At 65.1% G+C, this 20,649-nt stretch carries 18 protein-coding genes and 1 tRNA gene; 12 read left to right on the top strand and 7 right to left on the bottom strand.

Going from position 1 to position 20,649, the window contains the following annotated elements; all coding sequences use genetic code 11:
* Positions 1-8 precede the first annotated feature (8 nt).
* Together KDC96_RS13880 and KDC96_RS13885 are read right to left on the bottom strand one after the other, a co-directional pair.
* Positions 9-791, bottom strand: a complete 783-nt coding sequence (locus tag KDC96_RS13880; protein WP_212448981.1) for an NAD-dependent epimerase/dehydratase family protein — start codon at positions 789-791, stop codon at positions 9-11.
* On the bottom strand, positions 788-2,035 hold the full coding sequence (locus KDC96_RS13885) for a M48 family metallopeptidase (RefSeq protein WP_212448982.1): 1,248 nt from the start codon (positions 2,033-2,035) through the stop codon (positions 788-790). The genes KDC96_RS13880 and KDC96_RS13885 overlap by 4 nt, the downstream gene beginning before the upstream one ends.
* A gap of 184 nt (positions 2,036-2,219) precedes the next feature.
* Between KDC96_RS13885 and pepN the strand changes: the two genes are divergently transcribed.
* From pepN to KDC96_RS13925, 8 genes are all read left to right on the top strand, one after another.
* Positions 2,220-4,874, top strand: a complete 2,655-nt coding sequence (pepN, locus tag KDC96_RS13890; RefSeq protein ID WP_212448983.1) for an aminopeptidase N — start codon at positions 2,220-2,222, stop codon at positions 4,872-4,874.
* 4 nt (positions 4,875-4,878) lie between these two features.
* Complete coding sequence (gene pgeF / locus KDC96_RS13895; protein ID WP_212448984.1) at positions 4,879-5,634, top strand: peptidoglycan editing factor PgeF; 756 nt, start codon at positions 4,879-4,881, stop codon at positions 5,632-5,634.
* Positions 5,635-5,875: 241 nt separating this feature from the next.
* Positions 5,876-6,460 (top strand): ubiquinol-cytochrome c reductase iron-sulfur subunit, encoded by a 585-nt coding sequence (gene petA / locus KDC96_RS13900; RefSeq protein WP_371815493.1) that lies wholly within the window; start codon positions 5,876-5,878, stop codon positions 6,458-6,460.
* A gap of 59 nt (positions 6,461-6,519) precedes the next feature.
* Positions 6,520-7,887, top strand: coding sequence for a cytochrome b/b6 (locus tag KDC96_RS13905; protein WP_212448985.1), 1,368 nt, complete (start codon positions 6,520-6,522; stop codon positions 7,885-7,887).
* Positions 7,888-7,937: 50 nt separating this feature from the next.
* Complete coding sequence (locus KDC96_RS13910) at positions 7,938-8,786, top strand: cytochrome c1 (RefSeq protein WP_212448986.1); 849 nt, start codon at positions 7,938-7,940, stop codon at positions 8,784-8,786.
* 82 nt (positions 8,787-8,868) lie between these two features.
* Positions 8,869-9,420 carry an adenine phosphoribosyltransferase gene (locus KDC96_RS13915; RefSeq protein WP_212448987.1) on the top strand — a complete coding sequence of 184 codons (552 nt, stop codon included), beginning with the start codon at positions 8,869-8,871 and terminating at the stop codon, positions 9,418-9,420.
* Positions 9,421-9,507: 87 nt separating this feature from the next.
* Positions 9,508-11,415 (top strand): sodium:proton antiporter, encoded by a 1,908-nt coding sequence (locus KDC96_RS13920; protein WP_212448988.1) that lies wholly within the window; start codon positions 9,508-9,510, stop codon positions 11,413-11,415.
* An 11-nt stretch (positions 11,416-11,426) separates the two neighbouring features.
* Positions 11,427-12,032, top strand: coding sequence for an OmpA family protein (locus tag KDC96_RS13925; protein WP_212448989.1), 606 nt, complete (start codon positions 11,427-11,429; stop codon positions 12,030-12,032).
* Here KDC96_RS13925 and KDC96_RS13930 read toward each other — a convergent pair.
* The 4 genes from KDC96_RS13930 to KDC96_RS13945 all read right to left on the bottom strand — a co-directional run bounded on the left by KDC96_RS13930 (position 12,012) and on the right by KDC96_RS13945 (position 15,775).
* Positions 12,012-12,749 carry a 3'(2'),5'-bisphosphate nucleotidase CysQ gene (locus KDC96_RS13930; protein ID WP_371815494.1) on the bottom strand — a complete coding sequence of 246 codons (738 nt, stop codon included), beginning with the start codon at positions 12,747-12,749 and terminating at the stop codon, positions 12,012-12,014. The genes KDC96_RS13925 and KDC96_RS13930 overlap by 21 nt on opposite strands.
* 11 nt (positions 12,750-12,760) lie before the next feature.
* Positions 12,761-14,686 (bottom strand): sulfate adenylyltransferase subunit CysN, encoded by a 1,926-nt coding sequence (cysN, locus tag KDC96_RS13935; protein ID WP_212448991.1) that lies wholly within the window; start codon positions 14,684-14,686, stop codon positions 12,761-12,763.
* On the bottom strand, positions 14,686-15,636 hold the full coding sequence (gene cysD, locus KDC96_RS13940) for a sulfate adenylyltransferase subunit CysD (RefSeq protein ID WP_256439013.1): 951 nt from the start codon (positions 15,634-15,636) through the stop codon (positions 14,686-14,688). Before cysD ends, cysN begins: the two co-directional genes overlap by 1 nt.
* 65 nt (positions 15,637-15,701) lie before the next feature.
* Positions 15,702-15,775, bottom strand: a tRNA-Gly gene (locus KDC96_RS13945).
* Positions 15,776-15,990: 215 nt separating this feature from the next.
* Here KDC96_RS13945 and KDC96_RS13950 point away from each other — a divergent pair.
* Together KDC96_RS13950 and KDC96_RS13955 are read left to right on the top strand one after the other, a co-directional pair.
* Positions 15,991-17,055 carry a bifunctional nicotinamide-nucleotide adenylyltransferase/Nudix hydroxylase gene (locus KDC96_RS13950; RefSeq protein ID WP_212448993.1) on the top strand — a complete coding sequence of 355 codons (1,065 nt, stop codon included), beginning with the start codon at positions 15,991-15,993 and terminating at the stop codon, positions 17,053-17,055.
* Positions 17,056-17,113: 58 nt separating this feature from the next.
* A complete protein-coding gene (locus KDC96_RS13955) occupies positions 17,114-18,496 on the top strand; it encodes a nicotinate phosphoribosyltransferase (RefSeq protein WP_249171810.1) in 1,383 nt (460 codons plus the stop codon).
* On the opposite strand, the gene panC is transcribed toward KDC96_RS13955, so the two are convergent.
* Positions 18,493-19,347, bottom strand: a complete 855-nt coding sequence (gene panC / locus KDC96_RS13960) for a pantoate--beta-alanine ligase (RefSeq protein WP_212448994.1) — start codon at positions 19,345-19,347, stop codon at positions 18,493-18,495. The genes KDC96_RS13955 and panC overlap by 4 nt on opposite strands.
* Positions 19,348-19,468: 121 nt before the next feature.
* Between panC and KDC96_RS13965 the strand changes: the two genes are divergently transcribed.
* Entirely contained in the window at positions 19,469-20,278 is an 810-nt protein-coding gene (locus KDC96_RS13965) for a division plane positioning ATPase MipZ (protein WP_212452726.1), read from the top strand.
* A gap of 4 nt (positions 20,279-20,282) precedes the next feature.
* The gene (locus KDC96_RS13970) at positions 20,283-20,609 is read left to right on the top strand and encodes a J domain-containing protein (protein WP_212448995.1); all 327 of its coding nucleotides are present in this window, start codon (positions 20,283-20,285) and stop codon (positions 20,607-20,609) included.
* The last annotated feature ends 40 nt before the right edge of the window (positions 20,610-20,649 follow it).

Here is a 20,649-nt window from a genome sequence, read left to right on the forward strand (position 1 = left end):
ATGACGGGTCAACTTAGCGCAGCCAATCCTTCGACATAGGTCGGATAGAGCGGATGCCATCCCAGCACCCGCCTGGCCTTGCCGTTCGCGACCCGGCGGTTCTCCATGTAGAACCCGAGCGCCATGTCCGAAAGATTGGCGTCTTCGAGCGTTTCCAGCGGCGGCGGGTCGACGCCGAGCAGGCGGCACGCCTGTTCGGTCACCGCGTTGCCGCTCGCGGGGAGATCGTCGCCGAGGTTGTAGGCACCGGGCGGGGCATCCTGTTGCAGCGCAGCGACGACGCCGCTGGCGATGTCATCGACATGCACACGGCTGAACACTTGCCCCGGCAGATCGATCCGCCGCGCCTTGCCTTCGCGCACCCGGTCGAGGGCGCTGCGGCCCGGCCCGTAGATGCCCGGCAGGCGAAACAACTGCGCTTCCATCGCCAGCCAGCGCGCATCGGCCTCGCTTCGCGCATTGCGGCGACCCGTGCCGGTGGGCGAGCTTTCGTCGACCCATGCACCTTGCTGGTCGCCATATACGCCGGTTGAAGAAAGATAGCTGAGCCGCTTGCCCGCGATGTCGGCGCCGTAGCGGTCGAGCACCGGATCGCTCAGGCTCTCCCGATCGGGCGGGACCGAGGACAGTACGTGGCTCGCCCGGCCCAGCGCCGCTCGCACCGCAGCGTCATCGACAAAGTCGATATCGCCCGCGCTCCCGGTCGCTTCGACGCTCCAGCCGCGCGCTTCGAGCGCCGCCTTGATCCGCAGGGCGGTGTAGCCCAGGCCGAAGATCAACAACTGGCTCATTCGGTTTCGAGATAGCCCGCTTCGGGAACCACGATCTGCGGGTCACTCACATTCCTGGCCTTCCAGTCCATCGCCATGCGCACCCGGGTCGCGCCCGAGGGGTGGTCGAAGAACAGCATCTCTTCGATCGGGCCGGGCTCGATCTTGCGGTATTCGGACAGCCGCATTGCCACTCTGGCAAAGCCATCGGGCTCGCGCGCGGCTTCAAGCCCGAAGGCATCGGCATCGCTTTCGGCCCAGCGCACCAGCGAATTGAGGACCGGGGTTGCGAGGAAGAAGGCAATCGTCATGAGAATTCCGATCACCGGCAAGGATGCCGGATCGGCCAGATCGCGTACGCCCCAGCGCGAACCGAACCGGGCAATCAACGCCGGTGCGATCCGCGAGATCGCAAAGAAACTGATCCCGATAACCAGCAGCATGATGGCGATGATCACATAGACATGGTTGAGTTTGTAGTGCCCCATCTCGTGCCCCATAACCGCGAGGATTTCCTCCTCGCTGGTGCGTTCGAGCAGATTGTCGTTGAGCGAAATGCGGATCGTCGGGCCAAGTCCTGAGACATTGGCCGAAATGCGTTTGTGCTGTTTCGACTGGTCGAACACATAGATGTGCTCCGCAGGAATGTCGTATTTGGCGGCAACGGCCTCGATCTTGTCGCGCAGCGGCCCTTGTTCCATCTCGGTGTAGTCGTTGAACAACGGCGAGACGAACACCGGCGCGAGCAGCATTCCAAAGGCAAGGAACACGCCGACAACCCCGGTGCTCCATGCCCACCAGCTGCGCGGCGCGCGCCGGATCAGCGCGTAGACCGCGACCACCAGCAAGGGCGCGACGATCAGTTCAACCGCAAGCCCGGTGAGCTGTTCGCCAAACCATCCGCCGAAATCGAGGTCGAGCAGGCCATAGGACTTCTCGCGGAAGAATTCGGTGTAGATTACCCACGGCAGCAACAACGCATAGGCCACCAGCGAGTAAAGCAGCGCGGTAATCCATGTCACCACCGAGGGACGGCGGCTGATCTTCTCGCCAAGGCTGCGGAATGCAGAGGAGAGGCGGAAATTGAGGATCAGCCAGTCGACCAGCACCGCGACAAGCGCCGCCCAGACAATCAGCCAATACCCGCCTTCGAAATAGGCGTCGGACTGCGCCCGCGCCGGTCCCCGCAGCGTGTCGAGATAGGCGCGCGTGGCGGTCTCGACATCGAAGCCGCCCGTGGCGTTTGCCAGTATTTCCAGCATCATTGTGGCCCGCCTCCCTCTGGCCGCCACCGGTGCGCCGGAGCGGCGCGCCTGTCAATCGCGCGCTGCGCAGCGCATCTGCAGGCCGCCGTTCGCAGCCGACAAATGACACCGCCCGGCACGGCGGCGGTTGGAGGAGCGCCGGTTTCGGCCTACATCGCGGGCGAAAGCAGCGAAACGGAACAGCATGGACATCGCAACCACCCCCACTACCCCCGAAGGCAACCCCGAACTCGCCGACGCGGCGCGCACGCCGGTCGATCCGCCGGTAATCCGGCGCGAGGATTACAAGCCGTTCCCCTGGCTGGTACCCGGGATCGACCTGCATTTCGATCTCGGGCTCGACAAGACCCGGATCGTCTCGACGCTGAGTGTCGAACGCAATCCCGATGCGGAGCCGACCGGTGAACTGCGGCTCGATGGCGACGGGCTGACACCGGCGGGCGTCAAGGTCGATGGCGAGCCGGTGAACGACTGGGCGATGGACGGCTCCGACCTCGTCCTCGCGCTCTCCGGCGACAGTCATCGGGTGGAGATCGCGACCGAGATCGATCCGAGCGCCAACACCCAGTTGATGGGCCTCTACGCGTCTAACGGGATGCTCTGCACCCAGTGCGAGGCCGAAGGGTTTCGGCGGATCACCTTCTTCCCCGACCGGCCCGATGTGCTGTCGATCTACCGCGTCCGGATGGAAGGACCGAAGGAGCAGTTCCCGATCCTGCTGTGCAACGGCAACAAGGCCGCCGAGGGTGAGGGCGACAACGGGATGCATTGGGCCGAATGGCACGATCCGTGGCCCAAGCCGTCCTACCTGTTTGCGCTGGTGGCGGGCGACCTGGTCGCCAATTCCGCCCCGTTCACGACGATGTCCGGTCGCACAGTCGAGTGCAATATCTGGGTCCGCAAGGAAGACCTCGCGCGCACCGACCATGCGCTCGAATCTCTCCACCGTTCGATGAAATGGGACGAGGAGACCTTCGGACGTGAATACGATCTCGACCTCTACAACATCGTCGCCGTTTCCGATTTCAACATGGGGGCGATGGAGAACAAGGGGCTCAACGTCTTCAACACCAAATACGTGCTGGCCGACCCCGATACCGCGACCGACGCCGATTTCGACGCGGTCGAGGGCGTGATCGCGCACGAATACTTCCACAACTGGTCGGGCAATCGCATCACCTGCCGCGACTGGTTCCAGCTCAGCCTGAAAGAGGGCTTCACCGTGCTGCGCGACCAGCTGTTCTCGCAGGACATGCGCGGCGAGGCGGTCAAACGGATCGAGGATGTGCGGATCCTGCGCGCGGCGCAGTTCCCCGAGGATGCGGGGCCGCTGGCGCACCCCATCCGCCCGGACAGCTACCGCGAAATCAGCAACTTCTACACCGCCACGGTCTACAACAAGGGTGCCGAGGTGATCCGCATGATGCGCAGCATGGCGGGTGCTGAACGGTTCAGAGAAGGCACTGACCTGTACTTCAACCGCCACGACGGCGAAGCCGCGACCTGCGAGGATTTCATCACCGCGATCGAGGATGGGGCGGGGCTGGACCTCTCGCAGTTCCGCCTATGGTATCGCCAGGCCGGAACCCCTGTGGTCACCGCCTCGGTCCTGCACTCGGCTGAGACAACGCTGCTGACGCTTTCGCAGAAGGTTCCGCCGACCCCCGGCCAGCCCGACAAGCAGCCGATGCCGATCCCGCTCCGTGTCGCCATGTTCGATCGCGAGACCGGCGAGCACAGCGGCGAGCAGCTGGTCATGCTCGATGCCGCGCAGAAGGGCGTGAACTTCAAGGGGTTCGCCAAACCTCCGATCCTGTCGATCAACCGCGGCTTCACCGCACCGGTCATCATCGATCGTGCGGTGAACAGCGAGGACCTGGTGTTCCTCGCCTCGCACGACGACGATCCGTTCGCCCGCTACGAGGCGCTGCAGGAGCTGGCGGTGCGCCACCTGGTCGCCGCGGCATCGGGCGAAGACGCAGGAGACGGCGAGGCCGCGATCGTGTCGGCCTTCCGCGCGATCCTCACCGACGACGCGCTCGACGATGCGATGCGCGGCGAGCTGATGGTGCTGCCGAGCGAGACCTATCTGTTCGAGGCCATGGCCACGGGGGAGCGCAAGGCCGATCCCGGCGCGATCCATGCCCAGCGCGAGGCATTGAAGGCGGCGCTCGGGCGCGATCTGGCGAGCGAGTTCCACGCGCTTTACGACCGCTGCGAAAAGGTCGGCTTCGACGATCCCGCCGGGCGCGGTGCGCGCAAGGTCAAGACGCAGGTGCTGGCCTATGCCGCGGCCTCCGATCCGGCCAAGGCGGCCGAGCTTGCCGCCCACCAGTTCGACCGGGCCGACAACATGACCGACCGGCAGGGCGCGCTGATGGTGCTGTGCGGGCTCGATACGCCCGAACGCGACCGCACGCTCGACGCGTTCTACGATCGCTACGCGGGCAATGCGCTGGTGATCGACAAGTGGTTCACGCTCCAGGCGCTGTCGCTGCATCCGGACGTCATCGCGCAGGTCGAAGCGCTGGCCGGGCACCCCGATTTCACCATCAGGAATCCCAACCGCGTGCGCTCGCTGTACATGGCGTTTGCCGGGAACCCGCAGGGCTTCCACGATCCGGACGGCAAGGGTTACCGGATGATCGCCGACCTCATTCTTGCGCTCGATCCGATCAACCCTCAGACCGCCGCGCGGTTCGTCTCGCCGCTGGGTCGCTGGCGGCGGATCGAACCGGGCCGGGCGGCGCTGATGAAGGCCGAGCTCGAACGGATCGCCGGGGCCGATAAGCTGTCGCGCGATACCTACGAACAGGTCAGCCGCAGCCTCGAAGGTTAGGGCCTTGGCGGGTGATTTCGATATCGCGCGGTCCGAAGCGCTCGGCGGAGTGCCGCACGGCTTCTTCGGGCATTCGGGCGAGCGCCATCAGTTCGGGTACGGCGGACCGGGCGACGCGGCGAGCGTCGGCGCGACGCGGGCTGCGGCGGCTGAGGCGCTGGTGGGCGGTGCGCCGCTGGTCGCGCCGCACCAGGTGCATTCGCCTGACGTGGTCACCGTCATCGAGGCGTGGGACGATGCCGCGACGGGCCGCCCCACCGCCGATGCGGTCGTCACCGCGCGGCGCGGAATCGTGCTGGGCATCGTCACCGCCGATTGCGCGCCGGTGCTGTTCGCGGACTCTACGCGCGGCGTGGTCGGTGCCGCGCATGCCGGATGGCGCGGCGCGCAGGGCGGAGTGCTCGAGAACACGATCGCCGCGATGGAAGCGCTCGGTGCGCGGCGCGCCGATATCGCTGCCGCGATCGGTCCGACAATCGCGCGCGCCAGCTACGAGGTCGATGCACCGTTCAGGTCGCATTTCACGCCGGAAGACGACGCGCAGTTCACGCCCGCACCCGAGCGGGATGGCTCTGCGCGCTGGCATTTCGACCTGCCCGGCTACATCGCCGCGCGGCTCGCCCGGGCGGGTCTCGAGCAGGTCAGCGACATCGCTCGGGATACATTCTCGGATTCGGAGCGTTATTACTCCTACAGGCGCGCCGTGCAGCGCGGTGAGCCGGATTATGGACGTCAAATCAGTCTGATAGCGATTGGCTGACAGGCGTGCGCAAGCCGGCTTGCAGCAAAGCGAACAGACGATGCTGAAAAGACGGTTGGACTTGGCGGATATTGTGGCTATTTGCGCCGCGCCGACGGTAGAAATTGGGCAGTAAAGCTGTCAGAGACGTTCACAGGGCCATTCGGCCGGGAACATTCCGATCGAACCGGCAAGAGACGAATTCAACATGATGCCGCATCGGCGTTTCCCCGGGGCGGCAATATGAACAAGGTAGTGAGACATGGCTGACACGGGCGGCACCGCGACGATCACTGGCGGTCCGGACATGGCAGAGGGCGGCGAAACCGGTGTTCGCCGCCGCGACTGGATCCACATTGCCGCGATCGGCACGGCAGGTGTGGGCGGCGCTTCGGTGCTGTTTCCGCTGATCAGCCAGATGGCGCCGACCGCCGACGTGCTGGCAGCGAGCACCACCGATGTGGACGTTTCGGCGATCCAGGCCGGCCAGGCCATCAAGGCGACGTTCCGCGACCAGCCGCTGTTCGTGCGGCGCCTCACCCCGGAAGAGATCGCAGAAGCGAATTCGGTCGAGGTCTCCAGCCTGCGCGATCCCCAGACGCTGGCCGAACGCACCAAGGAAGGCAGCGAAGACCTGCTCGTGACGCTGGGCGTGTGCACCCATCTGGGTTGCGTTCCGCTGGGCGCAGCGGCCGGCGAGGACAGGGGCGACTTCGACGGGTATTTCTGTCCGTGCCACGGTTCCCACTACGACACCGCAGGCCGCATCCGCAAAGGCCCGGCTCCGACCAACCTCGAAGTACCCGAATATGCCTTTACCACGGACAGCGTCATCCGGGTCGGGTGACGAATCGTATTTGAATTGAGCTATTCTGCTGTAACGCTGAGTAAATCCGAGAGAACATCATGAGTTTCGCCTGGGCCAAACAGTACGAACCGCAAACCGCCTTCACCAAGTGGCTGGACGAGAAACTTCCGTTCCCGCGTCTGGTCTACAACGCGGTCGGGGCCGGCTATCCGGTGCCGCGCAATCTCAACTACATGTGGAATTTCGGCGTGCTCGCCGGGTTCTGCCTGGTGCTGCAGATCATCACCGGCGTGGTGCTGGCGATGCATTACGCCGCCGATGTCTCCGTTGCGTTCGGTTCGATCGAGCACATCATGCGCAACGTGAACTGGGGGTGGGCGCTCAAATACGCGCACGCCAACGGCGCGAGCTTCTTCTTCATGGTGGTCTACCTGCACATTTTCCGCGGGCTCTACTATTCCTCCTACAAGCCACCGCGCGAGATGATCTGGCTGCTTGGCGTGGTCATCTTCCTGCTGATGATGGCGACCGCGTTCATGGGCTACGTGCTTCCCTGGGGTCAGATGAGCTTTTGGGGTGCGAAGGTGATAACCGGCCTGTTCGGCGCGATCCCGCTGATCGGCGAGCCGCTGCAGGTGTGGCTGGTGGGCGGTTTCGCCCCGAACGATTCGACCCTCAACCGCTTCTTCTCGCTGCACTTCCTGCTGCCGTTTGTGATTGCGGGCGTGGTTATCCTGCACATCTGGGCGCTGCACATTCCGGGTTCGTCGAACCCGACCGGCGTCGAAGTGAAGCAGGAAAGCGACACGGTTCCGTTCCACCCGTACTACACCGCGAAGGATGGGTTCGGGCTCGGCGTGTTCCTGATCCTGTTCGCGCTGTTCGTGTTCTTCCTGCCGAACGCGCTCGGCCACCCGGACAATTATGTCGAGGCAAACCCGCTTTCGACCCCGGCGCTGATCGTTCCGGAATGGTATTTCTACCCGTTCTACGCGATCCTGCGCGCCTTCACCGGCGACCTGACGATCCCGTTCACCGGCATCATCCTCGTCCCGGCAAAGCTGCTCGGGGTGATCGCGATGTTCAGCTCGATCCTGGTGTGGTTCTTCCTGCCGTGGCTCGACAAGAGCCCGGTGCGCTCGGGTCACTATCGTCCGCTGTTCAAGAAGTTCTTCTGGTTCGGCCTGATCCCGTGCATGGCGGCGCTGTTCTATCTCGGCGGCGCGCACGCCGAGGAACCGTACATCGTGCTCAGCCAGATCGCGACTTCCTACTACTTCCTCCACTTCCTGGTGATCCTGCCGATCATCAGCCAGATCGAGGTGCCCAAGCCGTTGCCGTTCTCGATCACGCAGGCCGTGCTTGCGTCGGACGACGTGCCCGGCGGGACCGATGGCGGCGGCGACAACCCGCAGGGCGCGGTCAAGGACCTGCCCGGCGGCCCCGAGCTGCAACCCGCCGAATGATCGCGTTCGCCGACACCCATACTGACCCGAGAACGAGAAAGAGTTAGGTCATGACAATTCGTCTTGCAGGCATCCTGGTGGGCCTCGGTTTGACCGCGGTGCTGGTGCTGTGGTCGCTGGTGCCGGGGCTCGTGAACTTCGCGCTGCCCGAACGGCCGGACTATTACGCCTTCCAGGAAGAGCATATCCAGCCCGAAGGCGGGTTCTCGTTCGATGGTCCGCTCGGCAAGTGGGATACCGCCCAGCTGCAGCGCGGATATTCGGTCTACAAGCAGGTCTGCTCGGCCTGCCACAGCCTCAAGTACGTCGCATTCCGCAATCTCGAACAGCTCGGCTATTCGGAAGCCGAAGTGCGGGCTGAGGCTGCGTCGTGGAATGTCCCGGGCATCGATCCGCAGACCGGCGAGGCGACGACCCGTCCGGGCGAGCCGACCGATTATTTCCCGAGCCCCTATCCCAACGCCGTGGCGGCGCGCGCGGCGAACAACAACGCCTATCCGCCCGATCTCTCGTTGATCACCAAGGCGCGGCACGACGGTTCGAACTACGTCTATTCGCTGATGCTGGGCTACAACGAGCCCGATCCCGCAGACGTCGCCAAGTCGCCCGAATTCGAGACCCCGACCGGGCTGTATTTCAACGAGTACTTCTACAACATCAACATCGCCATGCCGCCGCAGCTCAGCGATGATCTGGTGTCCTATCCCGATGGCACAGCGGCGACCAAGGAGCAGCTGGCGCAGGACGTTGCCGCGTTCCTGACCTGGACTGCCGAGCCTTCGCTGGTCCAGCGCAAGCAGACCGGCTGGTTCGTGCTCGGCTTCCTGCTGTTCGCGACCGCGCTCGCCTTCCTGTCGTACAAGCAGGTGTGGGCCGGCGTGAAGCCGAGGAAGAAGTAGCAGGCCGTATCCGGCAGCAATTGCATCGCGCGCCCCGTCATCGCATGCCGATGGCGGGGCGCTTTGCTTTGGGAGACAAGACGTGAGCGCACCCCCCCTTTCCCCCGCCGAGCTTCGGCAGCTGGTGCGTACCGTCCCCGACTTTCCCGAACCAGGCATCCAGTTTCGCGATATCACCACCCTGATCGGACATCCGCAGGGGCTGGCTTCCAGCATGCACCACCTCGCCGAGATCGCGCGCGCGGCGCAGGCGCAGAAAATCGCCGGGATGGAAGCGCGCGGCTTCATCTTCGGCGCGGCGGTCGCGGTGCAGCTGGGGCTGGGCTTCGTGCCGGTGCGCAAACCGGGCAAGCTGCCGGTCGCGACGATCGGGGTCGATTACGCGCTCGAATACGGGACGGACCGGCTCGAGATGGACCCGGCGGCGATCGTGCGGGGAGAACGGGTCGCAATCGTGGACGATCTCATCGCAACGGGCGGCACCGCGCTGGCCACGGTGCAATTGCTGCGCGAGGCGGGCGCGGTGGTGGAACAGGCGCTGTTCGTCATCGACCTGCCCGATCTGGGCGGTGCGGCGCGGCTGCGCGATGCCGGGGTCGAAGTGCGCACGCTCCTGCAATTTGACGGAGCCTGATTACTGGGGCATCACGCGCCAGGGGCGACGGTTTCGGAACCGGGGCGTGTCTCGACCATTGCCTGAGCGAGGACCCAAGCCAAAACGATGGAATCGCAAGCTCTTGTAATCGCCATGATCGGCGTGCTCGGTATCGGCGCGCAGTGGATCGCCTGGCGCACCGGCTGGCCGGCCATCGTGCTGATGCTGGCGGCGGGATTTCTCGCCGGCCCGGTGGCGGGCGAGCTGGGTTTTCGCCTGCTCGATCCCGAAGGCGCGTTCGGCGACCTGCTCGAACCCATGATCGGGATCGGGGTCGCGCTGATCCTGTTCGAAGGCGGATTGAGCCTCGATTTTCGCGAACTGAGGCATTCCGGACAGGCGGTGATCCGGCTCGCGACCGTCGGGGTTCTGGTCGGATGGGCCTTGGGGGCCGCCGCCGGATTCTACATCGCGGGGCTGGTCTGGCCCGTTGCGATCCTGTTCGGCGGCATCCTGATCGTGACCGGGCCGACCGTGGTGCTGCCGCTGCTGCGGCAGTCGAACGTCCAGACGCGGCCTGCCTCGGTGCTCAAGTGGGAAGCGATCGTTAACGATCCGACCGGCGCGCTGTGCGCGGTGATCGCCTACGAATATTTTCGCAAGGTCGCCGAAAGCCCCGGAGCGTCCGTGGTCGAAGTCGTCCCGCCGCTGATCATCGCAGCGATCGTGGCCGGGCTGATCGGCTACGCCGCCGCGCGCGTCATCGCCTATCTGTTCCCGCGTGGTGCGATCCCGGAATACCTCAAGGTCCCGGTGCTGTTCATCGCCGTTATCGGGGTGTTCGTGCTCACCAACCAGATCGAGCACGAGGCGGGCCTCGTCGCGGTGACGGTGATGGGCGTCGGGCTGGCGAACATGAACGTTTCGAGCCTGCGCTCGATCCATCCGTTCAAGGAGAACGTCGCGGTCCTGCTGGTGTCGGGGATCTTCATCGTCCTCGCGTCCAGCCTGCGGGTTGAAGACCTTCAGTACCTCAATTGGCGTTTCCTCGGGTTCCTGCTGGCGCTGCTGTTCCTGGTGCGCCCGATCACGGTGTTGGTGAGCCTGCTGGGCACGTCGTTGCCGTGGAACGAGCGCCTGCTCGTCGCGTGGATCGCGCCGCGCGGTATCGTTCTGGTGGCGATTTCGGGTCTGTTCGCGCTGCGGCTGACCGAGATCGGTTACAGCGACGGCAACGTGCTGATCGGGCTGAGCTTCGCGGTGGTGGTCGCTACCATCGTCGCGCACGGATTTACCCTCAATCTCGTCGCCAAATGGCTCAACGTGAAAGGCACCTCGCGGCCCGGCCTGCTGATCGTCGGATCGACCCCGTGGACGATCGCGCTCGCCAAGGAAATGCAGGCGCTCAAGACCCCGGTGATGGTCGTCGATTCGAGCTGGCAGCGGCTCGGCGCGGCACGGCGCGAGGGGCTGCCTTTCTATTATGGCGAAATCCTCAACGAGGCGACCGAGCACAACCTCGATCTTGCGCCGTACCAGGTGCTGGTCGCGGCGACCGACAACGAGGCCTACAACGCGCTGGTGTGCAACGAGTTCGCGCACGAGATCGGGCGCGACAGCGTCTACCAGCTGGGCGAGAGCGGCGACGAACACGACAAGCACGCGCTGCCCGAATCGATCCGCGGCCGGGCGCTGTTCGAAACAGGATTCGGCGTCACCGATGTCAACGAGCGGCAGGCGCAGGGCTGGGTATTCCGCAAGACCAAGCTGTCCGACGAATTCGACTTCGAGGACGCGCAGGAAAAGCTGCCCGACAGCGCCAACAAGCTGCTGCTGATGCGCAAGAGCGGCACGCTGCGGTTCTTCACTCACGCCGCCGTGCCCGAGCCGCGAGCCGGCGACACGATAATCTCCTTTTCCCCGCCCAGGCAAGGACGCCCGAGGAAATCGCCGCCAAGCGCGCGGCGAAAGAGGCGGGCAAGGGCGGGGCACGGGACGCCACACCAAAGCCGCAGGCAACCTAGCCTGCGATGAGAGAGGACGGAATGAAGCGAGTAGCGATGATCTTGGCGCTTTCGGCGATCGGAACCCTTACCGCGTGTGGCTCGGGCTCCGGCACCCGCGACGCAGCTGACGACGGTGCCGAGGCGACGCCCAGCCCCGAAGAGCCGGTTTCGATCCTGCGCCAGGACATCGAGCAGCCCGAAGCGCCCGCGCCGCAGCTCGAGCCGCTCAACACGACCATCGGTTTTCCCGAAGGCGGATCCGAGCTCGATGCCAAGGCGATCGCAGCGCTCGAGACAGTGCTGGCGTCAGAGCAGCTGGCGACGGGCGCACCGATCGTGCTGCGCGCGCACAGTGATGCCGGCGGCAGCGACGATGCCAACGCCCGTGCCTCGCAGGCGCGCGGTCTCGCCGTGGCGGGCTGGCTGATCGACAAGGGCGTGAGCGATGACCGGATCGACGTCATCGTGTTCGGCGAACAGAACCCGATCCAGCCCAATGCGCTGCCCGATGGCTCGCCCAACGAAGCGGGCCGCGCGGCCAATCGCCGGGTCGAAATCGTCATCAGTCCGCCGGTCGCCAAGGGCGGGAGCGCCGCTGCGACGCCCGCGCCCGCCGCGAGCGAATCAGCCGCGTCCGGCGACTAGTTCGAGCACCCGCGCGGCATATTCCCGGCGACAGATCAGCAGGTCGGGCATGTACGGATCGCGCCGGTTGTAGACCAGCGGGCTGCCATCGATCCGCGAGCAATGCAGGCCATGCGCCCGCGCCACTGCGACCGGTGCGCAGCTGTCCCATTCGTATTGCCCGCCCGAATGCAGGTAGATTTCCGCGTCGCCGCGGATCACCGCCATCGCCTTGGCCCCGGCGCTGCCCATCGGCACCAAGTCGCCCCCCATCGCCGCGCAGACGGCCTGCGCCTCGGTGGCTGGGCGGGTGCGACTGACGACGAAGCGCGGCTGCGGAGCCGGATCGGGCAGGGCGACGGGCTGGTCGGTGCGCAGCACCACGCCGCCATCGAGGCCCGGCAGCGCCACCGCCCCGCTGGTGGCCACGCCGCCGATCGACAGCCCGACATGCACCGCCCAATCGCTGCGTTCCTCGCCATATTCGCGGGTCCCGTCGACCGGGTCGACGATCCAGGTGCGCTCGACCGAGCAGCGCGCGGTGTCGTCCTTTTCCTCTTCGGAAAGCAGGGCATCGTCGGGGCGCGCGGTGCGGATCGCGTGGCACAGGAATTCGTTGGCGGTGGCGTCGCCCGCCTTGCCGAGCGCCTTGCCTGCGAACACGCCGCTCTCGCGCACATCGATCAGGATGCGTCCGGCAATTTCCGCCAGATGGGCCGCCAGCTGCGCGTCGGTCATCGCGGCGCCGTTCATTTGAGCGGCATGATCTGCTGGATCACGTAGTCCGCTGCCTCGGCCGGGGTCATTTCGACCGTGTTCACGCGGATTTCCGGGGCTTCGGGTTCTTCATAGGGGCTATCGATCCCGGTGAAGTTCTTCAGCTCGCCCGCCCGCGCCTTCTTGTAGAGGCCCTTCACGTCGCGCGCTTCGGCGACTTCGAGCGGGGTGTCGACGAACACCTCGATGAATTCGCCTTCGCCCATCATCTCGCGCACCATCCGCCGCTCGGCGCGGAAGGGGGAGATAAAGGCGGTGAGTACGATCAGTCCGGCATCGGTCATCAGCTTGGCGACTTCGCCGATCCGGCGGATGTTCTCGATCCGGTCGGCCTCGGTAAAGCCCAGATCCCTGTTGAGCCCGTGGCGGACATTGTCCCCGTCGAGCAGGAAGGTGTGCCGGTTCATCAGCGCCAGCCGCTTTTCGACCTCGTTGGCGATGGTCGACTTGCCCGATCCCGAAAGTCCGGTGAACCACAGCACGCGCGGCGTCTGGTTCTTCATCGCCGCGTGATCGGCGCGGGTGACGGTGACCGGCTGCCAGTGGACGTTTTGCGCGCGGCGCAGGCTGAAATGGATCATCCCGGCGGCCACGGTGGCGTTGGTGAATTTGTCGATCAGGATGAACCCGCCGAGCTGTCGGCTGTCGGCATAGGGTTCGAACGTGATCGGGCGATCGGTGCGCATCTCGGCAACCCCGATGGCATTGAGCTCGAGCGTCTTGGCCGCGAGATGCTCGAACGAGCCCATGCAGATTTCGTATTTCGGCTCGGCAATCGTCGCGGTGACGGTCTGCGTGCCCAGCTTCAGCCAGTACCCGCGTCCTGGCTTCAAGGCCGTCTCGTCCATCCAGACCAGGCTGACCTCGAACTGGTCGGAAGCCTCGGGCGGGTTGTCGGCGGCGGCGATCACGTCGCCGCGGCTGCAATCGATTTCGTCCGCGAACGTCAGCGTCACCGATTGGCCTGCCACCGCCTCGTCGAGCGGCCCGTTGAACGTCTCGATGCTCTTCACGCTCGAGGTCTTGCCCGCCGGGACGATCCGCACCTTGTCCCCCGGCTTCACCACGCCCTGGCTGATCAGCCCGGCGAACCCGCGAAAATCGAGATTGGGGCGGTTGACCCATTGCACGGGCATCCGGAACGGACGGTCCTGCGCGGCGGTCTCGGCCAGCTCGACGCTTTCGAGATGGTGGATCAGGCTGGGCCCGTCGAACCACGGCGTGTTGGCCGAAGGCGCGGAGACGATGTTGTCGCCCTTGAACCCCGAGATCGGGATCGCAGTGAAGTCTTCGATCCCGATCGTCTCGGCGAAGCCGCGATAATTGTCGACGATTTCGTCGAAGGTCGCCTGATCGTAATCGACCAGATCCATCTTGTTCACCGCCAGCACCAGGTGTCGGATGCCCAGCATGTGCGCAATGTAGCTGTGGCGCTGGGTCTGTTCGAGCACGCCCTTGCGCGCATCGACCAGGATCACCGCGGCATCGGCGGTCGATGCGCCGGTCACCATGTTGCGGGTGTATTGCACGTGGCCGGGGGTGTCGGCGACGATGAACTTGCGCTTTTCTGTTCCGAAGAACCGATAGGCGACATCGATGGTGATGCCCTGTTCGCGCTCGGCGGCGAGGCCATCGACCAGCAGCGCGAAATCGATCTCCTGCCCCTGCGTGCCGACCCGCTTGCTGTCGCTTTCGAGCGCGGCGAGCTGGTCTTCGAAGATCATCTTCGAATCGTAGAGCAGCCGCCCGATCAGCGTCGATTTGCCGTCATCGACGCTGCCGCAGGTGATGAAGCGCAGCAGCTGCTTGTTCTGATGCTGGTTGAGATAGGCGTCGATATCCTCGGCGATCAGCGCGTCGGTTTCGTAGGCGGGGTGGGTGGCGGGATGATCGGCCATCAGAAATAGCCCTCCTGCTTCTTCTTCTCCATTCCGGCGCCGCCCTCGTCCTTGTCGATGACGCGGCCCTGCCGCTCGCTGGTCGCGGTCAACAGCGTTTCCTGCACCACTTCGGACAGGGTCGAGGCGGTGCTTTCTACCGCCCCGGTCAGCGGGAAGCAGCCCAGCGTGCGGAACCGCACCGATCGCATGGTGATTTCGGGCTTCTTGCCCAGCACCTGTTCCAGCCGATCGATATCGTCGGCCATGAACAACCCTCCGTCCCATTCGTAGGTCGGGCGCTCTGCCGCAAAATAGAGCGGGACGATCTCGATCGCTTCGCGCATGATGTATTGCCAGATGTCGAGCTCGGTCCAGTTGGACAGCGGGAAGACCCGGATGCTTTCGCCCTTGGTCTTCTTCGCGTTGTAGAGGTTCCACAGCTCGGGCCGCTGGTTCTTGGGGTTCCAGCCGTGGCTTGCCGTGCGGAACGAGAACACGCGCTCTTTCGCGCGGCTCTTTTCCTCGTCGCGCCGCGCGCCGCCGAAGGCCGCGTCGAAACCATAATGGTCGAGCGCCTGCTTCAGCCCCTGCGTCTTCCACATATCGGTATGCAGCGGGCCGTGCTCGAACGGGTTGATGCCGCGTTCGGCGGCTTCCTCGTTCTGCCACACCAGCAGTTCCATGCCGGTCTTCTCCGTCACGGAATCGCGCAGCGCATACATCTCGCGAAACTTCCAGGTCGTATCGACGTGCAGCAGCGGGAAGGGTGGCGGGGCCGGGTGAAACGCCTTGCGCGCAAGGTGCAGCATCACGGCGCTGTCCTTGCCGACCGAATACATCATCACCGGGTTTTCGGCCTCGGCCACGACTTCGCGCATGATGTGGATGCTTTCGGCTTCGAGCCGTTCGAGATGGGTCAGCGTGCGCATGGCAAGACAGCTAGACGTGTTGCGGTGCGAAACAACCATAGAAATGGTTGAAGGGGGTCAAGTCTGTGGATGCCGTCGCCCCCCGCTCAGTCGGAAGGAAATCGTGGAGCGGGTAGGGGGAATCGAACCCCCCTAGCCAGCTTGGAAGGCTGGAGCATTACCACTATGCTATACCCGCCCGCTCTGAAGCAGCGCCATTGCCACCGATCGCGCCGCCGCGTCAACGTGGTTTTTGATCGGGTGGCGACGGTGCCGACAGGCGCAATCCATTCACTTTTTTGCAACACACCGCTGCGATCTTCGCGTTTGACCGGGCGCAAGGTCCGGCGCATATCACCCATTGGCAACCGGGGAGTCCGATTGCCGTTCACACCCATCGAGGGAGTCTCGATCATGGCCAAAAAGCCAACCTTCGGCGTCTTTGTCGGACGCTTCCAACCCCTTCACATCGGCCACGAATACGTCATCCGGCAGGCGCTGGAGCAGGTCGATCGGCTGATCGTGCTGGTCGGTTCCGCCAATGTCGCGCGCGATCCGCGCAACCCCTTCACCTTCGACGAACGCGCGCACATGATCCGCTCGGCCTTTGCCTACGAGGTGGCGAACGGGCGGCTGATCGTCGAGCCGCTGGATGATCACCTCTATTCCGACACCGCCTGGACCGCCGAGGTTCAGCGGCGGGTGCACGACATCGTGCTGGACGAGGGCAACAACGGCTTCGCCGCCAACGGCCTCGATGATTTCGCAATCTCGCTCGCCGGATTCGGCAAGGACAATTCGTCGTTCTACCTCAAGCTGTTCCCGGCCTGGGGCAATATCCAGATCAATAGCCAGTACGGCACCTTCAGCAGCAGCGACATTCGCGAACGCTATTTCGCGCGCCTTTCCGACATCCCGCAGCAGGTCCTGTCCCCCGGCGTGGTCGAACAGCTCGAAGCGTTCAAGCTGAGCGAGGAATTCAAGGCGCTGCTGGCGGAGCGCGAATATCTCGACGCCTATCCGCAGGAATGGGGCGAAGGTCCGTTCGTGACCGCCGATGCGGTGGTGATCCAGTCGGGCCATATCCTGCTGGTCGAGCGGGGGCGACTGCCGGGCAAGGGCCAGCTCGCGCTGCCGGGCGGTTTCGTCAATCGCGACGAGCGCATCCGCGATGCCGCGATCCGCGAGCTGCGCGAGGAAACCGGGATCAGCGACGCCAAGGGTCAGATTCCGCCGGCGATGCTGGCGAGCTTCATCGAGGACAGCCGCACCCGGGTATTCGACGCCCCGCAGCGATCGCTTCGTGGCCGGATCATCACTCACGCCTTCCTGTTCCGCCTGCCCGACCGGCGCAAGCTGTTCGCCGTGAAGGGCGGAGACGATGCCGCGCATGCGCGCTGGTACCGGCTCGGCGAATTGCGACCGGAGATGCTGTTCGAAGATCACTGGTCGATCATCGAGCAGATGGCCGATCTTTGAGACCCGCTGCGGGGGAGCCCCGCAGCACTTTCCACCGCACATGTGAGGAGTTCACATCATGACCAATCTTGTTCTCGCCACCGACAGCTACAAGCAAAGCCACTTCCTGCAATATCCGCCGGAAGCGCGCGCGATCAGCGCCTATGGCGAAGCGCGGCCCAATCCGTTCAGCGAAGAGGTGCTGTTCCTGGGCCTGCAACCGTTCCTGATCGATTATCTCGCCCAGCCGATTACGCAGGACAATATCGAGGAAGCGGCGGAGATCTGCGCCGCGCACGGCGTCCCCTTCAACCGCAATGGCTGGCAGGCGGTGCTGGACGATCACGGCGGCCACCTGCCGCTGGAGATCAGCGCGCTGGCCGAAGGCACCATCGCGCCGACCGGAGTGCCGCTGTTCCAGGTGGTCAACACCGATGACAGGATGCCGTGGCTCACCACTTTCATCGAAACCGCGCTGCTGCGGGCGGTGTGGTATCCGACTACGGTCGCAACGCTCAGCCGGAAATGCGCCCGGATCATCGGCGCGGGCCTGGCGAAAAGTTCCGACGATCCCGACGGGCAATTGCCGTTCAAGCTGCACGATTTTGGCGCGCGCGGGGTGAGTTCGGGCGAGAGCGCGGCGCTCGGCGGGATGGCGCATCTCGTCAATTTCGCCGGGACCGACACGCTCGAAGGGATCATGGCCGCGCGCCGGTATTACGGCGCCGACATGCCCGGCTTCTCGATCCCCGCCGCCGAACACAGCACCATGACCAGCTGGGGCCGCGAGCGCGAGGAAGCCGCCTATGCCAACATGCTCGACGCGTTCGAAGGCGAAGGCGCGCTCGTCGCGGTGGTCTCCGACAGCTACGATCTCGACAATGCGGTCGACAACATCTGGGGCGGATCGCTCAGGGACAAGGTGCTGGCGCGCAAGGGCACGCTGGTGGTGCGCCCCGACAGCGGCGACCCGGTCGAAACCCCGGCGCGCACGCTCGCCAAGCTGTGGGACATCTTCGGCGGGACCACCAATGCCAAGGGCTATCGCGTGCTCAACGATCGCGTCCGCGTGATCCAGGGCGACGGGATGAATGTTGCAAGCATCGCGCGGCTGGTCGACCGGGTGATTGCCGACGGGTTTGCGGTCGACAACATCGCCTTCGGCATGGGCGGCGGTCTGTTGCAGTCGGTGACGCGCGACACGCTGCGGTTCGCGATGAAGGCCAACGCGATGCGCGATGGCGAAGGCGTGTGGCATGACGTGTCCAAGGACCCGGCGACAGATCCGGGCAAGGCGAGCAAGGCCGGGCGTCAGGCGGTCGTGGTCGAGGATGGGAAGATGGTCGCGCACCGCGCCGATGCGGTCGATCCTTCTGCAGACCTGCTCCGGCCGGTGTGGCGCAACGGCGAACTGCTGGTGCGGCACACATTCGACCAGGTGAGGGAGCGGGCGAAAGCTTAGCCTACCGCCATGTTGTCGATCAGGCGGGTGCCTCCGATCCGGGCTGCGACCAGCAGCCTGGCGGGGGTGCCCGCCAGGTCTCCGAGAACCGCCAGCGACCTGGCGTCGGCAAGTTCGGCGTAATCGACGCTGCTGAACCCGGCCGCGATCAGGGCTGCCTTCAGTTCGTTCAGCGACGCTTCCACGGCCGCGCCGCCTTCGATCTGCGCGATCGCCCGTTTCATTGCCGCCGGCAAGGTTGCCGCTGCCGCGCGGTCCGCTTCGGACAGGTACCTGTTGCGGCTGCTCATCGCCAATCCATCGGGCTCGCGCACCGTCGCCACGCCGACGATCGCGTGCACATGCGGGTGCGTAAGGTCGAGATCGCGCGCCATCGAGCGGATCACCGCCAGCTGCTGGAAATCCTTTTCGCCGAAGAACGCCATGTCGGGCCGAACCTGATTGAACAGCTTGCACACCACCGTCGCCACGCCGTCGAAATGGCCGGGCCGGTCGGCACCGCAGAACCCTTCGCTGACCTTGCTGACCGAGATGTTGGTGACGAACCCGTCGGGATACATCTCGGCGACACCCGGTGCCCACAGCAGCGCGCACCCTTCGCTTTCGAGCATCGCCGTATCCTCGGCCAGCTGGCGGGGATAGGCGTCGAGATCCTCGTTCGGGCCGAACTGCGTCGGGTTGACGAAGATCGATGCGACGACGTGATCGCATGCCTCGCGGGCGCGGCGCACCAGCGTCAGGTGCCCTTCGTGCAGAGCCCCCATGGTCGGGACCAGCCCGATCGTGGCACCGTCAGAGCGCAGTTTTGCGACCGAATTGCGCAAGGCTTCGAGCGTTGTGGCCGTTTGCACGCGGGACATCCCTCCGATAGATATTGACCACCTGCTTAGCCCGCTGCCATGGCGCGGCCAAGCTTGCCGACCACACCAGACACAAGGCCCCGCCGATCCCGTGACCGACGCCGTTTCCGCCATGCCCAACAGCGCGCACCGGATCGTGTTCGCCAACGAGAAGGGCGGCACCGGCAAGTCGACCACGGCGGTGCATATCGCGGTGGCGCTGAGCTATCTCGGGGCGAAGGTGGTCGCACTCGATCTCGATCCGCGCCAGCGCACCACGCACCGCTATATGGAGAACCGTCAGGCGACGATGGAAAAGCGCGGCATTCGCTTGCCGACGCCTCGGTGCGAGGTGTTCGGGGGAGCGGGCGAGGCCGATCTCCTCGCCGAGCTGGAGCGGCTGGGCGAAGGGTTCGATTTCCTGATTGTCGACAATCCCGGCCGCGACGATCCGCTCGCGCGGACGGCCGTGGAGAACGCCGACACGCTGGTCACCCCGATGAACGACAGCTTCGTCGATTTCGACCTCATCGGGCAGGTCGATGCCGAGACGTTCAAGGTCAAGAAGCTGTCCTTCTTCGCCGAGCTAATCTGGGAGGCGCGGATCAAGCGCAGCCGCGCGACGATCGAACGCACGCGTCCGGAAATGGACTGGATCGTGGTCCGCAACCGCACCGGTCACGTCGAAGCGCGCAACATGGCGCGGATCGAGCAGGCGCTCACCGAAATGTCCAAGCGCGTCGGTTTCCGCGTGGCGCAGGGCCTGTCCGAGCGCGTCATCTATCGCGAGCTGTTCCCGTCGGGCCTGACGCTGCTGGACAAGGGCCATCTCGGCGAACTCGGCACCAGCCATCTGGTCGCCCGTCAGGAATTGCGATCGCTGCTCAAGTCCTTGCGGTTGCCCGAATTTTCTCGCGGACAGACCGAAATGCAGCTAGCCTGACACAATGCTGCGGATCGCCTTCATCCTCCTGCTGGTCTGCGTCATCTGGCGCTGGGCGTTCGGCCAGTGGCCGTGGGCGGCGCTGAGCGCGAAGCCGACCCGCAGCCAGGCGATCTTCAACGCCCGCAAGCTGCTGGGTGTCGAAGCCGGGGCTGGCCGCGACGAGATCAAGGCCGCGCACAAGCGGTTGATCGCGCTGGTCCACCCCGATCGCGGCGGCAGCAACGGGCAGGTGCACGAAGCCAATGCCGCGCGCGACCTGCTGCTCGACGCATTGCCCGACCGGGGCGCGGACATCCGGGTCGAGACCGACGAGCACCGACCGGATTGAGACATTTTGAGGCCGCTTGCGCCTTGCGCTAGGACTTCGC

This window comes from Erythrobacter sp. JK5 (genome assembly GCF_018205975.1).
GTDB lineage: Bacteria > Pseudomonadota > Alphaproteobacteria > Sphingomonadales > Sphingomonadaceae > Erythrobacter.